Source organism: Pseudomonas rosaeacicularis (genome assembly GCF_057128745.1).
The window spans coordinates 354,058-369,143 of the sequence record NZ_JBSKHT010000001.1 but is presented as its reverse complement, the minus strand read 5'-3'; the positions used below and the strand labels follow the sequence as shown (position 1 = coordinate 369,143).

Annotated in this window: 13 protein-coding genes; 9 read left to right on the top strand and 4 right to left on the bottom strand. The window is 59.4% G+C overall.

Features of this window, described 5'->3' with window-relative positions:
• Positions 1-43 precede the first annotated feature (43 nt).
• The 8 genes from ACWKWM_RS01780 to hutG all read left to right on the top strand — a co-directional run bounded on the left by ACWKWM_RS01780 (position 44) and on the right by hutG (position 9,914).
• Complete coding sequence (locus ACWKWM_RS01780; protein WP_483844459.1) at positions 44-1,012, top strand: ABC transporter substrate-binding protein; 969 nt, start codon at positions 44-46, stop codon at positions 1,010-1,012.
• Positions 1,013-1,226: 214 nt separating this feature from the next.
• Entirely contained in the window at positions 1,227-2,078 is an 852-nt protein-coding gene (locus ACWKWM_RS01775; protein ID WP_483844458.1) for an ABC transporter permease, read from the top strand.
• A complete protein-coding gene (locus tag ACWKWM_RS01770) occupies positions 2,078-2,941 on the top strand; it encodes a quaternary amine ABC transporter ATP-binding protein (RefSeq protein WP_483844457.1) in 864 nt (287 codons plus the stop codon). The genes ACWKWM_RS01775 and ACWKWM_RS01770 overlap by 1 nt, the downstream gene beginning before the upstream one ends.
• A 14-nt stretch (positions 2,942-2,955) precedes the next feature.
• Positions 2,956-4,584, top strand: coding sequence for a histidine ammonia-lyase (gene hutH, locus ACWKWM_RS01765; protein ID WP_483844456.1), 1,629 nt, complete (start codon positions 2,956-2,958; stop codon positions 4,582-4,584).
• 11 nt (positions 4,585-4,595) lie between these two features.
• On the top strand, positions 4,596-6,131 hold the full coding sequence (hutH, locus tag ACWKWM_RS01760) for a histidine ammonia-lyase (RefSeq protein ID WP_483844597.1): 1,536 nt from the start codon (positions 4,596-4,598) through the stop codon (positions 6,129-6,131).
• Positions 6,132-6,361: 230 nt separating this feature from the next.
• Complete coding sequence (locus ACWKWM_RS01755) at positions 6,362-7,756, top strand: amino acid permease (RefSeq protein WP_483844455.1); 1,395 nt, start codon at positions 6,362-6,364, stop codon at positions 7,754-7,756.
• Positions 7,757-7,880: 124 nt separating this feature from the next.
• The gene (hutI, locus tag ACWKWM_RS01750; RefSeq protein ID WP_483844454.1) at positions 7,881-9,086 is read left to right on the top strand and encodes an imidazolonepropionase; all 1,206 of its coding nucleotides are present in this window, start codon (positions 7,881-7,883) and stop codon (positions 9,084-9,086) included.
• 21 nt (positions 9,087-9,107) lie between these two features.
• Positions 9,108-9,914, top strand: coding sequence for an N-formylglutamate deformylase (hutG, locus tag ACWKWM_RS01745; RefSeq protein WP_483844453.1), 807 nt, complete (start codon positions 9,108-9,110; stop codon positions 9,912-9,914).
• A gap of 66 nt (positions 9,915-9,980) precedes the next feature.
• On the opposite strand, the gene ACWKWM_RS01740 is transcribed toward hutG, so the two are convergent.
• The 3 genes from ACWKWM_RS01740 to ACWKWM_RS01730 form a co-directional block, all read right to left on the bottom strand.
• Positions 9,981-10,346 (bottom strand): hypothetical protein, encoded by a 366-nt coding sequence (locus tag ACWKWM_RS01740; protein WP_483844452.1) that lies wholly within the window; start codon positions 10,344-10,346, stop codon positions 9,981-9,983.
• 5 nt (positions 10,347-10,351) lie between these two features.
• On the bottom strand, positions 10,352-11,383 hold the full coding sequence (locus tag ACWKWM_RS01735) for a hypothetical protein (protein ID WP_483844451.1): 1,032 nt from the start codon (positions 11,381-11,383) through the stop codon (positions 10,352-10,354).
• 228 nt (positions 11,384-11,611) lie between these two features.
• Positions 11,612-13,939 (bottom strand): heavy metal translocating P-type ATPase, encoded by a 2,328-nt coding sequence (locus ACWKWM_RS01730; protein ID WP_483844450.1) that lies wholly within the window; start codon positions 13,937-13,939, stop codon positions 11,612-11,614.
• An 82-nt stretch (positions 13,940-14,021) separates the two neighbouring features.
• Here ACWKWM_RS01730 and cadR point away from each other — a divergent pair, with 82 nt between their 5' ends.
• Positions 14,022-14,480 carry a Cd(II)/Pb(II)-responsive transcriptional regulator gene (gene cadR, locus ACWKWM_RS01725; protein WP_483844449.1) on the top strand — a complete coding sequence of 153 codons (459 nt, stop codon included), beginning with the start codon at positions 14,022-14,024 and terminating at the stop codon, positions 14,478-14,480.
• 32 nt (positions 14,481-14,512) lie between these two features.
• Here cadR and ACWKWM_RS01720 read toward each other — a convergent pair whose 3' ends face one another.
• Positions 14,513-15,079 (bottom strand): DUF2780 domain-containing protein, encoded by a 567-nt coding sequence (locus ACWKWM_RS01720; protein ID WP_483844448.1) that lies wholly within the window; start codon positions 15,077-15,079, stop codon positions 14,513-14,515.
• Positions 15,080-15,086 lie beyond the last annotated feature (7 nt).

Here is a 15,086-nt window from a genome sequence, read left to right as displayed (position 1 = left end):
TCGTTACTGCCGTAATCCATTTCAAGACCAGGAGCGTCACACAATGAAAACGAAAAAGGCCCTGCTATCCACGTTGCTTTGCGCAGGCTTGCTGACCGGAGCCGGCGCGAGCCAGGCGGCGGGTTGGTGTGAGTCCGGTAAACCTGTGAAATTCGCAGGCCTGAACTGGGAAAGCGCCATGTTGCTGACCGACGTGCTGCAAGACATCCTGAAAACAGGTTATGGCTGTGAAGTCGACAGCTTGCCAGGCAACTCCATCACCATGGAAAACGCCTTGGGCACCAATGATATTCAAGTGTTCGCCGAAGAGTGGGTCGGCCGCAGCGAAGTCTGGAACAAGGCCGAAAAAGCCGGAAAAGTGGTCGGCGTCGGTGCGCCGGTCAAGGGCGCCATCGAAGGCTGGTACGTGCCGCGCTACGTGATCGAAGGCGACGCCAAACGCAAGCTCGAGGCCAAAGCGCCGGACCTGAAATCGATCAGCGATCTGGCCAAATACGCCTCGTTGTTCAAGGACGCCGAAGAGCCTGAGAAAGGCCGTTTCTACAACTGCCCTGCTGGCTGGACCTGCGAGCTTGAAAACAGCGAAATGCTGAAAAGCTATGGCCTGGAAGACAAGTACACCAACTTCCGCCCAGGCACCGGCCCTGCGCTGGATGCCGCGATCCTGTCGAGCTACAAGCGTGGCGAGCCAATCCTGGCTTACTACTGGTCGCCGACGCCGTTGATGGGTCAGGTGGACATGGTGCGCCTGGAAGAGAAAGCCGGCGTGAACAAGACCATCGACATCAAGGTCGGCCTGTCCAAAGCGTTCCACGAGCAGGCGCCTGAGCTGGTAGCGGTGATGGAGAAGGTCAACATCCCGATCGAGCTGCTGAACCAGAATCTGGCGCGCATGACCAAGGACCGCATCGAATCGCCAAAACTGGCGAAGATCTTCCTCAAGGAACACCCGGAAATCTGGCACCAGTGGGTAACTGAAGACGCGGCGAAGAAGGTGGATGCGTCGTTGTAAGACTTGGCCGCCGCTATTTGACGGCAACGGCAAACACTGTGGGAGCGGACCTGTCCGCGAATGCTGAGGAGCAGACGCAAGATTTGTATCGAATTGACTGACGTCTTCGCGGACAGGTCCGCTCCCACAGGTTATTTGCAACGCCAAATAGCAGCGTTTAAATCGCATCGCAATGCGCACGAACACGCTCCACCCACTTGATCGAGAGCACCTTATGTTTCCCGAAAGTTTCACATTCTCCATTGCTGACTGGGTCAATGACTGGGTCGACAAGCTGGTCACCAACTACGGCGACGTGTTCCGGCACATCTCCGACACGCTGTTGTGGGCCATCGTCAAACTCGAAGGCCTGCTGCGCATCGCACCGTGGTGGGTGTTGCTGGCTATCGTTGGCGGCATCGCCTGGCATGCCACACGAAAAATCACCACCACAGCGGTGATCGTGGGCCTGTTGTTTCTGGTGGGCGCAGTCGGCTTGTGGGACAAGCTGATGCAGACCCTTGCCTTAATGCTGGTCGCAACCTTCATTTCGGTGTTGATCGGCATTCCGCTGGGCATTCTGTCCGCACGCAGCAATCGCCTGCGTTCGGTGCTGATGCCGCTGCTGGACATCATGCAGACCATGCCCAGCTTCGTATATTTGATCCCGGTGCTGATGCTGTTCGGTCTGGGCAAAGTCCCGGCGATCTTCGCCACCGTGATCTACGCAGCGCCCCCGTTGATTCGCCTGACCGATCTGGGCATTCGTCAGGTGGACGGCGAAGTCATGGAAGCGATCAACGCCTTCGGTGCCAATCGCTGGCAGCAACTGTTCGGCGTGCAACTGCCACTGGCCCTGCCCAGCATCATGGCTGGCATAAACCAGACCACGATGATGGCCCTGTCGATGGTGGTTATCGCCTCAATGATTGGCGCCCGCGGTCTGGGCGAAGACGTGCTGATCGGGATTCAGACCCTGAACGTCGGACGCGGTCTTGAAGCGGGTCTGGCGATTGTGATCCTCGCGGTGGTGATCGACCGCATCACGCAGGCTTACGGCCGTCCACGGCATGAGGCGAACAAATGATGAACGCGCCATCGAATTCAGAACCCACTCCAATCCCAAACGCAGCGCCCAACAAGATTGTGGTGAAGAACGTCTACAAGATCTTCGGCAACCGATCCAAAGAAGCGCTGAGCATGATTCAGCAGCACAAATCCAAGGATCAGGTGCTCGCTGAAACCGGCTGCGTAGTTGGCGTGAACGACCTGTCACTGGCTATCGGCAGCGGCGAAATCTTCGTGATCATGGGCCTTTCCGGCTCCGGCAAATCGACACTGGTGCGCCATTTCAACCGGCTGATCGACCCCACCAGCGGAGAGATTCTGGTGGACGGCGAAAACATCCTGACCTACGACATGGAAGCGCTGCGCAACTTCCGTCGGCACAAGATCAGCATGGTATTCCAGAGCTTCGGCCTGCTGCCGCACAAGACAGTTGCCGACAATGTGTCTTACGGCCTGAAAGTGCGCGGCGAAACCAAAGCCATGTGCGACGAGCGTGCGCAGCACTGGATCACCACGGTGGGCCTGAAAGGCTACGAAAACAAATACCCGCATCAGCTCTCCGGCGGGATGCGCCAACGTGTCGGCCTGGCCCGAGCCCTTGCGGCGGACACCGACATCATCCTGATGGACGAAGCATTCAGCGCCCTCGATCCGCTGATCCGCGCCGAAATGCAGGACCAGTTGCTGGAGCTGCAATCAGCGCTGAAGAAGACCATCGTCTTCATCACCCACGATCTGGATGAGGCCGTACGCATCGGCAACCGCATCGCCATCCTCAAGGACGGCAAGCTGATCCAGGTCGGTACGCCGAAAGAAATCCTATACTCGCCTGCTGATGAATACGTCGATCGTTTCGTCCAGCGGCGTGTGGCCACTCTTTAAGGACCGCTGCCGTCATGTTGCGAGCTGAACAGATCATCATCGGTGACGCGCCTTTGCGCTGGCAGGACGTGGTTGCGGTCGCGCGCCACGGTGCACGGGTCGAGTTGTCCGCCGCCGCCTGGGCACGGATCGACAACGCCCAAGGGATCGTTCAGCGCATCGTCGCCAGTGGCGAGCGCGCCTATGGGGTCAACACCGGTCTGGGCGCGCTGTGCAACGTGTCGCTGGAAGGCGAGCAACTGAGTCGGCTGTCACGCAACACCCTGCTCAGTCACGCGTGCGGGGTGGGTTTGCCGTTGCCCGACGAGCAGACCCGCGCCATCACCTGCGCGGCGATCATCAACTACAGCCAGGGCAAATCCGGCATTCATCGGCAAGTAGTAGAAGCGCTGATCGCACTGCTCAATCACCGCATTACCCCGCAAGTGCCGTCCCAGGGTTCGGTGGGCTATCTCACCCACATGGCGCACATCGGCGTCGCGCTGCTGGGCGTCGGTATGGTCAGTTACAACGGCCAGGTCATGTCAGCGCTGCAGGCCTTGAGCGAAGAAGGTCTGTCGCCGGTCGAACTGGGCGCAAAAGACGGCCTGTGCCTGGTCAACGGCACGCCGTGCATGACCGGCCTCAGTTGCCTGGCGATTGCCGACGTGCAGCGCCTGACGCAATGGGCCGACGTCATCGGCGCCATGACTTTCGAAGCACTGCGCGGGCAACTGGATGCGTTCGACGAAACCATCATTGCGCTCAAGCCGCACCCCGGCATGCAGCAGGTCGGCAAGAACCTGCGCGGGCTGCTGGCCGGTAGTGAGGTGCTGGAGCTGAGTAAAGGCATTCGCACCCAAGACGCCTTGAGCATCCGTTCGATTCCCCAAGTGCACGGCGCGACCCGGGATCAACTGGCGCACGCCACCAGACAGATCGAAATCGAGCTCAATTCCGCCACCGATAACCCACTGTTGCTCGGCACGCCCGAGACCTATCGCGTGGTATCGCAAGCCAATCCCCACGGCCAGTCGGTGGCGATGGCCGCAGACCTGCTGGCGATTGCCATGGCCGAACTGGGCTCGATTGCCGAGCGCAGGCTTGATCGCCTGATCAACCCGGCGGTCAGTGGCTTGCCGGCGTTTCTGGTCACTCAGCCGGGAGTCAATTCCGGGATGATGATCGTGCAATATGTCGCCGCCTCGCTGTGCGCCGAAAACCGCCAGATGGCGCAACCGGCAGTCATCGACAACTACGTGACCTCCGGCATGCAGGAGGATCATCTAAGCATGGGCACCAGCGCGGCATTGAAGCTGCACAAAGTGCTGGAAAACGTCACGCAGATCCTCGCCATCGAGTATCTGCTGGCGGCCCAGGCATTCGAATTTTTTAAAGAGCAGCGCTTCGGCGCGGGTACTGATGTCGCGTGGCAATTGCTGCGCGAGCGAGTCCCGGCGTACGACGAGGACCGCTGGCTGGCGCCCGATATCGCCAGCAGCGTGACACTGCTCAAAAACGAAGAATCGCTTCAAACGATTTTCCGCGCCTGCGACGGACAATCATCAACCAGTAGCCGTCGGGACCCGAGCGCCACCAGTGCGGAGCAGGCAGGAGCCAGCTCAGGGCAACCGACCGATATCAACGAAGGAGTAGCATCGTGACTGATTCAAAACTGGCGACCCCGCTGAACCTGATCCCCGGCCAACTGACCCTGGCGCAACTGCGTGCGATCTATCAGCAGCCCGTGACATTGACCCTCGACAGCAGCGCTGACCAACAGATCGAAGACAGCGTCGCCTGCGTCGAGCAGATCCTGGCGGAGAACCGCACCGCCTACGGCATCAACACCGGTTTCGGCCTGCTGGCCTCCACGCGCATCGCCAGCGCCGATCTGGAAAACCTGCAGCGCTCGCTGGTGCTTTCTCACGCTGCAGGCGTCGGTCAGCCGATCAGCGACGAGCTGGTGCGCCTGATCATGGTGCTCAAGGTCAACAGCCTCAGCCGTGGTTTCTCCGGCATCCGCCGCAAGGTCATCAATGCTTTGATTGCTCTGGTCAACGCCGAGGTCTATCCGCACATCCCGCTCAAGGGTTCGGTCGGCGCATCCGGCGATCTGGCACCGCTGGCGCACATGTCGCTGGTGCTGTTGGGCGAAGGCAAGGCCCGGCATAACGGCCAATGGCTGAACGCGGTTGAAGCACTGGCGATTGCCGGGCTGGAACCGCTGACGCTGGCCGCCAAAGAAGGTCTGGCGCTGCTCAACGGCACGCAAGTATCAACCGCCTACGCCCTGCGCGGCCTGTTCGAAGGTGAAGATTTGTTCGCCGGCGCCTTGGCCTGTGGCGCGCTGACTGTTGAAGCGGTGCTGGGCTCACGCTCGCCGTTCGATGCGCGGATTCATGCTGCTCGCGGTCAGCGCGGGCAGATTGACGCCGCTGCCGCTTATCGCGATTTGCTCGGCGACGGCAGTGAAGTCTCTGAATCCCATCGCGACTGCGACAAGGTTCAAGACCCCTACTCCCTGCGCTGCCAGCCGCAAGTCATGGGCGCGTGCCTGACTCAACTGCGTCAGGCCGCCGAGGTGCTGAGCGTCGAAGCCAATGCGGTCTCGGACAACCCGCTGGTGTTCGCCGCAGAAGGCGAAGTGATCTCCGGCGGTAACTTCCACGCAGAACCGGTCGCCATGGCCGCTGATAACCTGGCGTTGGCGCTGGCGGAAATCGGCTCGCTGAGCGAACGCCGTATTTCGTTGATGATGGACAAGCACATGTCGCAATTGCCGCCGTTCCTGGTGGCCAATGGCGGCGTGAACTCCGGCTTCATGATCGCGCAGGTCACTGCAGCGGCGCTGGCCAGCGAGAACAAAGCGTTGGCCCACCCGCACAGCGTCGACAGCATTCCGACCTCGGCCAACCAGGAAGACCACGTGTCGATGGCGCCAGCAGCCGGCAAGCGTTTGTGGGAAATGGCGGAAAACACCCGGGGCGTTCTTGCCGTAGAATGGCTCGCCGCTTGCCAAGGCCTGGACCTGCGCAACGGCCTCAAAACTTCGATCAAGCTGGAAAAAGCCCGTGCCGCCTTGCGCAGCCAGGTGCCGTTCTATGAGAAGGACCGCTTCTTCGCGCCGGACATCGACGCGGCCATCCAATTGCTCGCTTCACAATGCCTGAATGCCCTGGCACCTGCGGATCTGCTTCCAAGCCTTTAATGCTCGGACAGACCAGGATGGGTCTGTCGATGAAATGATTGTGGGATGCAATCTGGCCGATACCTGCGCTCGTGTAGGAGCTGACGAGGTACGAGGCTGCGAAAAATCTGAAGGTCTCCATCGAATTCAAGATCTATCGCAGCCTCGTGCCTCGTCAGCTCCTACAGGGTGACCGTTGACCCCGGGCTTCTCACACCATTTCGCCGCACAAGAACAACAAGGATCGCGAAATGAATACGCCACAAACTTCTCTGAAACGCGGCCTCACCGCGCGTCACATTCGCTTCATGGCGCTGGGATCGGCCATCGGCACCGGGCTGTTCTACGGGTCTGCCGAGGCCATAAAAATGGCGGGGCCAGCGGTGTTGCTGGTCTACCTGATCGGCGGCGCTGCCGTTTACATGGTCATGCGCGCGCTGGGGGAAATGGCAGTACACAACCCGGTGTCGGGCTCGTTCGGCGAGTACGCCACCACTTATCTGGGTCCGCTTGCAGGCTTCGTGCTGGGCTGGACCTACGCGTTCGAGATGATCATCGTCTGTCTGGCGGACGTCACGGCCTTTGGGATTTACATGGGCTTCTGGTTCCCCGACGTGCCGCGCTGGATCTGGGTGCTGAGCATCATCTTCTTCATCGGCGCGCTTAACCTGTGCAGCGTCAAAGTCTTCGGGGAAACCGAGTTCTGGCTGTCCTTGCTCAAGGTCGGCGCGATCATCGCGATGATCCTGGCGGGTTTCGGCATCTTGCTGTTTGGTCTGGGTCAGGCGTCGGGCGAAAGCGTCGCCAGTGTCAGCAACCTCTGGACCCATGGCGGGTTCATGCCCAATGGCGTGGGCGGGATGATTGCTTCGCTTGCGGTGGTGATGTTCGCCTTCGGCGGTATTGAAATCATTGGCATCACGGCGGGTGAAGCAAAAGATCCACAACGGGTGATTCCGCGCGCCATTAACGCGGTGCCGCTGCGGATTTTACTGTTCTATGTACTGACGCTATTCGTGCTGATGTCGTTGTATCCGTGGCAGCAGATTGGCAGCGAAGGCAGCCCGTTCGTCCAGATCTTCGATCACCTGGGGATCAGTTCGGCCGCGACCGTGCTCAATATCGTGGTGATCTCGGCCGCCATCTCGGCGATCAACAGCGACATCTTCGGCGCAGGCCGCATGATGTACGGCCTGGCCAAACAAGGTCAGGCGCCGAAGGGTTTTGCGCAGCTCTCGGCCAACGGCGTGCCGTGGATGACCGTGGTGGTGATGGGTATCACGCTGCTGTGCGGTGTGGTGCTGAATTACCTGATCCCGGAGAACGTGTTTCTGCTGATCGCGTCCATCGCGACCTTCGCCACGGTGTGGGTATGGCTGATGATTCTGATCACGCAGATCGCCATGCGCCGCTCGATGACATCCGAGCAGAGTGCCGAACTGAAATTCCCGGTGCCGTTCTGGCCGGTGGCGCCGCTTGCAGCAACCGCGTTCATGCTGTTCGTATTCGGCGTGCTGGGCTGGTTTCCGGACACCCAGGCAGCGTTGATTGTTGGGGCGATCTGGATTGTTCTGTTGGTGATCGCTTATTACCTGTGGGTGAGGCCGAAGCAGGACTCGACCCAACTTGAGTCGCGCCGCTCATGATTAACGTGTAGGAGTGAGCTTGCTCGCGATGTCGGAGAGTCAGACGACAAAATCGTCTCTGATACACCGCTATCGCGAGCAAGCTCACTCCTGCAGGATTTTTATTGAATTCTGGAGACAATCGATGAAAACGCTCTGGCAACACTGTCACGTCGCAAGCATGGCGCACGGCCAATACTCGATCATCGAGGACGCCGCCATCGTGACCGAGGGAGCGCACATCGCCTGGATCGGCCCTCGCAAGCAATTGCCGCCTCAAGACGACATCCAGACCGTTGACCTGAACGGCATGTGGGTCACGCCCGGATTGATCGATTGCCACACTCACACCGTCTTCGGCGGCAACCGCAGCGGCGAGTTCGAACAACGGCTGCAGGGCGTGAGCTACGCCGAGATCGCGGCGGCAGGCGGCGGCATCGCCAGTACCGTTCGGGCCACTCGAGCGGCCAGCGAAGACGAACTCTACGCCAGCGCCGAAAGCCGCTTGAAGCACCTACTCAAAGACGGCGTGACAACGGTTGAGATCAAATCCGGCTACGGCCTGGACCTGGAAAACGAGCGCAAGATGCTGCGCGTGGCCCGTCGCCTGGGTGAGCAACTGCCCGTCACCGTCCGGGCGACGTGCCTTGCCGCCCACGCTCTGCCGCCTGAATACAAAGACCGCGCCGACGATTACATCAACCACATCTGCAGCGAGATGCTGCCCGCGCTCGCAGCTGAAGAGCTGGTGGATGCGGTGGACGCGTTCTGTGAATACCTGGCGTTTTCGACGGCTCAGGTGGAGCAGGTGTTTATCACGGCCGGGCAACTGGGTTTGCCGGTGAAGCTGCATGCCGAGCAGTTGTCATCGCTGCATGGCTCAAGTCTTGCTGCGCGTTATCAAGCGCTGTCGGCGGATCACCTTGAGTTCATGACCGAAGAGGACGCCATCGCCATGGGCGCCGCCGGAACGGTCGCGGTGTTGCTGCCGGGCGCGTTTTACTTCCTGCGTGAAACCCAATTGCCGCCAATGGAAGCGCTGCGCAAACACGGCGTCAATATCGCCATCGCCACTGACTTGAACCCTGGCACCTCGCCCGGTCTGTCGCTGCGCCTGATGCTGAACATGGCCTGCACGCTGTTTCGTATGACACCGGAGGAAGCGCTGGCCGGGGCAACAGTTCATGCAGCAAAAGCGCTAGGTATGGCCGACACTCACGGGTCACTGGAGGTCGGCAAGGTCGCGGACTTCGTCGCATGGAACATCGAACGGCCAGCGGATTTGGCGTATTGGCTGGGCGGCGATCTGGAAAAACGGGTCGTGCGTCACGGCGTCGAAAGCACTTTCTAACTGACTTTTCGGGAGAACGAAGTGGATAAGGTTCTAAGTTTTACTCGCGGTCGCGTACCGCTGCTGATCAGCATGCCGCACCCAGGGCTGAAACTGACTGAAACGGTCAAGGCCGGTCTCGTCACCGAGGCCCTGAGCCTGCCCGACACCGACTGGCATATCCCGCGTCTGTACGATTTCGCCCATGAGATGGGTGCCAGCGTGTTGGCCGCCGAGTACTCGCGTTTCGTCATTGACCTGAATCGGCCGTCCGACGATAAGCCGCTGTACGCCGGTGCAACCACGGGCCTGTATCCAGCGACGTTGTTCGAAGGCGACCCGCTTTTTCACGAAGGACTGGCCCCCAGCAAAGCAGAGCGTGCGACGTATCTGGAAGAGATCTGGACGCCCTACCACGACACGCTGCAGCAGGAACTGGCGCGGCTGCGCGACGAATTCGGTTATGCGCTGTTGTTCGATGCACATTCGATTCGTGGGCACATCCCGCACCTGTTCGATGGCCGCCTGCCGGACTTCAACCTCGGCACCTTCAACGGCGTCAGTTGCGACCCGGCGTTGGCGAGCAAAGCAGAGGCGATCTGCGCGGCAGCGGGCGAAAACTACAGCCACGTGCTAAACGGCCGCTTCAAGGGCGGTCACATCACCCGCCACTACGGCGACCCGGCCAACCATATCCACGCGGTGCAACTGGAACTGACCCAAAGCACCTACATGGACGAGTTCGTGCCATTCCACTATCGCCCGGACCTCGCCGACCCAACCCGCGTTGTGCTGAAAGCGCTGTTGCAGGGGATGATCGACTGGGGGCGGGAGAAGTACGGGAAGTAATGAGCACTGTGCACTTTGGTCGAAGGGCGTCCGGATCAGGATGCCCACGCACAGCAATGGGAAGGATCACGGACTGATTCCTCCATGTTTCTGCATACAATAGACGGCCATTATTATCAATACATTCAAGGCTCCTGGAATGATTACCCAACGAGCCAGCGAGACAGGCAAATCCCTGACTTCTCTCAAGTCAACAAGTCCACGTTTACTCCAGTGTTTTGGAACGGTCAGAGCGATCAACACCATATTCAGGCGGAACAGTCGTGCGCGCATATGATTGGCGTCCCAGCTCAACTTTGCATCCGTAACAATTTTTGATTGGGATAACCTTACTTCCAACTCGTCGAGTTTAAATTTCGCCACATAAAAAAATATGAAAAGGTTAATCACTAAAGTGATATAGAGCCCGAGCAATACCAAGCTATAACCCATAGTCATCACCTGGCCTGGTCATATAACCGCGTGCCCAGGAACTCGCCCCCCTGACTTCCGAGCGTTCCTCCACCCCAAGCTCCCACAGCGCCTCCGACAATAGCGCAAGCAAGTGCACCTAACCCTCCCGTCGGCACGCCAATTGCGACACAAATGCCCGACATAACGAATCCACCACCTAAACCACCGGCCATCGAAGCAGGAATCCCCGCTGCCATTTTCCCCACCTCCACATACTTAGCCTTCGTACACTGATCCGCCCGATCAACAGAACACGCTTCCTGAATCTCCAGAGCACCCGCCCCTACATCCAGCGCAATGCCAACATAAGTACCTTTGCTCAGCACAGTCGCCATCTTCGAGACACCTCTGACGGTATTGGCGTAACCCGCTATCTCGCCTGAATACAGATAACTTTTGCTGGAAATGCCGAGCATGCTTTTTATTCCGCGTTCATTTTTCAGGCCCGAACCAAATCGGCCGACGCCTTCCAGTTGAGTGTCGAGTTTCGAAAACAGCGGCCGACGTTGCGCAATGAACTGATCTTTCGTCAGCCCCCCTGACCGCCAGCGCTTATGCAGCGACTCAATATCTGTGAGCGTTTCTTTGATTTCATCCAGGTGTTTGCTCCAGGCACCCGAGGCGCTGCCGATGCCAATCGAGCTGTAGGTCATGATGCTTTGCAGCAGGTCAAAATTTTGCGCCATGACGTCGTTGGCGGTGCGCCCGTTCGACAGGATGGAGTGTCGGACATCGCCCGCATAGGTCATCAGGTGCCGCTCATCCCAAGTATGGAAACGCGTGGAGGCGTCGCCGACGATCACTAATTCGCCAGGAAAAACCAGTTGCCTGCGCAGGGACTGGTTAAGTTGATCAAATTTCAACCGCGCATTGGTATCGGATACCAGGCTGTCTCGGAGAGACTCATAGCCTTGCAGTTTCGGATTGATGAAGGTGTAGGGTTTGGGCATGACCGCGACATCCCTGATCGTCTCGATGAGAAACAGACGATAGGTTTGTCGTTTGATGGGTGTCATTAAACACGGCGTTTAAAGCGGCACAGGCGCGAGGTTTTCAGAGGTGGATTACAGCGGCCTGGGGAAGCGTCTTACAAACGAACCCAATATGTAGGAGCGCGATTGCCCGCGATTGCGGTAGGCCTGATATGAAAATGATGCCTGACACACCGTCATCGCGGGCTAGCGCGCTCCTACGATTGTCCGCGGCATACGCGAGAGCGTCAGTGCTGACGCTCTCCGGTGTTCTTACTTGCGCAACAACCGCAACCCGTTGAACACCACCAGCAAACTCACGCCCATGTCGGCGAACACCGCCATCCACATGGTTGCAAGGCCTGCGAACGTGACGACGAGGAAGATGAGTTTGATCACCAGCGCCAGTGCGATGTTTTGCTTGAGGATGGCGGAGGTCTGACGCGACAGGCGGATGAAGGCCGGGATCTTGCGCAGATCATCGTCCATCAATGCGACGTCGGCGGTTTCGATGGCAGTGTCGGTGCCCGCTGCTGCCATGGCAAAACCGATCTCCGAGCGCGCCAGTGCTGGCGCGTCATTGATGCCGTCGCCGACCATGCCGACCCGATGGTTCTTGGCGTATAACCCTTCAATCGCCGCCAGCTTGTCCGCCGGCAGCATATTGCCTTGGGCCTGGTCTATGCCGACCTGACCAGCAATCGCCTTGGCCGTGTGCGGATTGTCGCCGGTCAGCATCAGGGTTTTGATGCCCATCTCGTGCAACTGACCGATGGCCTCGCGGCTGCTGTCTTTTACCGTGTCGGCCACGGCGAATAGTGCCAACGGCTTGGTTTCGTCAAACAGCAGGACGACGGTTTTACCCTGTGTCTCAAGCGCTTCGAGCCTTGCCTCAAGCTCTGGCGAACAGAGCCCGGACTCGTGAATCAGACGGTGGTTGCCCAAGTTATACACACGGCCGTCGACTTCACCTTTGACGCCGCGCCCGCCCAGCGCCTCAAAGTTGCTGACCTCAAGGTGAAACTCCACCTGCGCCGCTTTGGCAATCGCCAGCGAAACCGGGTGATCGGAGCGACCTGCCAGGCTGGCAGAAACCGCGACCGCTTTATCGCCAAAAGCTTCATCAAGCAGCACGTAATCGGTCTGCACCGGCTTGCCGTGGGTGATGGTGCCGGTCTTGTCGAGGGCAATGAAGTCGAGCTTATGGCCCATTTCCAGATACACGCCGCCCTTGATCAAAATCCCTTTGCGCGCCGCGGCGGCCAAGCCGCTGACGATGGTCACCGGCGTAGAAATCACCAGCGCACACGGGCAAGCGACGACCAGCAACACCAGCGCGCGATAAATCCAGTCGAACCACACCGCACCCATGAACAGAGGCGGGATGACAGCCACCGCCAGCGCCAGCGCGAACACCGCCGGGGTATAGATTTTCGAGAACGAATCGACGAAGCGCTGTGTCGGCGCCCGTGCGCCTTGCGCCGCTTCGACCGCGTGAATGATCCGCGCCAGCGTCGAGTTGCTGGCCGCGGCGGTCACCTTGAACTCAAGGGAACCGGCCTGATTGATCGTGCCCGCAAACACCTTGTCGCCAACGGCTTTTTCCACCGGCAGGCTTTCGCCGGTAATCGGCGCCTGGTCAATGGTGGAAGTGCCGGAAACCACTTCACCATCCAGCGCGATGCGCTCTCCCGGCTTCACCCGGACCACCGCTCCCATTTCGATTTGCTTGGCGTCGACTTCGACCCACTGCCCATCCTGCTGAACGGTCGCCATGTCCGGCGTCAGTTGCATCAGCCCGCCAATCGCGTTGCGCGCGCGATCCAGGGATTTGGCCTCGATCAACTCGGCGACGGTGAACAAGAACATCACCATCGCCGCTTCCGGCCATTGCCCGATCAACACCGCACCCGTTACAGCGATGCTCATCAGCGCGTTGATGTTCAGGTTGAAGTTCTTCAGGGCGATCCAGCCCTTTTTGTACGTGGTCAAACCGCCGCTGAAGATCGCAACCAGCGCGATTAGCGCGACAACCCAGGTCGGCGCGGCGTTAGTGAAATGCACCACTTCGGACGTCAGCGCAGCCACGCCGGACAACGCCAGAGGCCACCACGGCTTTTTCGCAGGGGGCAGCGAAGCGGTTTCTTTGCTTGCGCCCTCTTCGAGCAGATCCGCCTGCATGCCTAGCGAACCGATGGCTTCGCGAATCGGATCGGTGGATGGCAGTTCGTGCCAAACGCCAAGGACGCGATTGATCAAATTGAATTCGAGTTTTTGAATCCCGGCCATTTTGCCAAGCTTGTTCTGGATCAACGTCTGCTCGGTGGGGCAATCCATGGCCTCGATCCGGAAGCTGCTCATCTTGCCGCCGGCTTCGGACGCAGCAGCGAAGGTCACTACCGCAGGCGCGCTCTCATGGGAGCAGCAGGCGTGAGCGTCGTGCTGATGAACAGGCGTGAGTTTGGCAGGCGGGTGATCGTGCCCGGCGTGGTCATGGCCAGAATGGTCGTGCGCGGCATGATCGTGACCGCTGTGGTCATGTTCAGCGTGATCGTGATTGGCGTGATCGTGAAGCGGGGATTTGTTTGCAGAGTCACTCATCGTGGAGTCCGTAAGGTGCTTGTTGCCAAGTGAACACCCTGTAGCCACTATAGGGTCAAGCACACAAACGAGATTGATCACCATGAGCGCGTCCTACAAGATCGGCGAGCTGGCAAAACTCACCGACTGCCCTGTGGAAACCATTCGCTATTACGAACGCGAAGGCCTGCTCAGCGAGCCCGCCCGCAGCGAAGGCAATTACCGGCTTTACACCCGGGAACACGTCGAACGGCTGACCTTCATCCGCAATTGCCGCAGCCTCGACATGACACTGGATGAGATCCGCAGCCTGCTGACCCTGCGCGACAGCCCACAGGATAAGTGCGAAAGCGTCAATGCGCTGATCGACGATCACATTCAGCACGTCAACGCCCGGATCGCCAGCCTGATGGCGCTGCAAGGGCAACTGACCGATCTGCGCGAACGCTGCAGCGAAGGCGCTCCGGACCATTGCGGGATTCTGGATCGGCTGGAAGTCAGCGGCAGCGTGGTCACGGCGGACGTGGAGCATTCCCACGTCGGTCGCAGCCACGGGCACTGATCACAGCGCCTAGATGCGCAACTGCTGTGAAATCAGCTTCCTGCACCCCAAACGCCAGCCAAGCTCTGTAGCGCAGTGCCGCCCGCGCCTTGCTGACCGAGATATTGAAGGATCACCGGCACAAACTGGCTGACCATGCCGCTGTCCATGCCCAGCGCCTTGAACGCGGTGTTCACGTCGCCCATGCTTTGCACATTGCCCAGCGCGCTGTTGACTGCCGAGTTGCTGCCACTCGAACCGCCCAACATGCCGCCCAAACCACCCAGACTGCCCAGCGCGGATGTACCGGCCAACTGATCCAGCCCCGGTACTGTCTTGCTCAGTTGCGAATAATCGTTACCCGCCAGTTTGTTCTTGGCCAGGCCCAACAATGCGCCCGTGCCGCCGACCGCTTGTTGCGGCGTGACATTGAGTTGCGTGCCCAAGGTATTGAGCAAACCGGCGGCTTCTGGCGCGGCGGTGGCTTTCTGATTACCGCCGGTGGCGTTGGAAACAGCATTCGCCGCGTCGTTCAGGTTGAAAGCAAACACCGGGCTTGAAGCCAGCGCCATCAGTGTCACCAGTGCGACACCGCGTGCCTTGTTTGCAGAACCCTTCATAGAAACC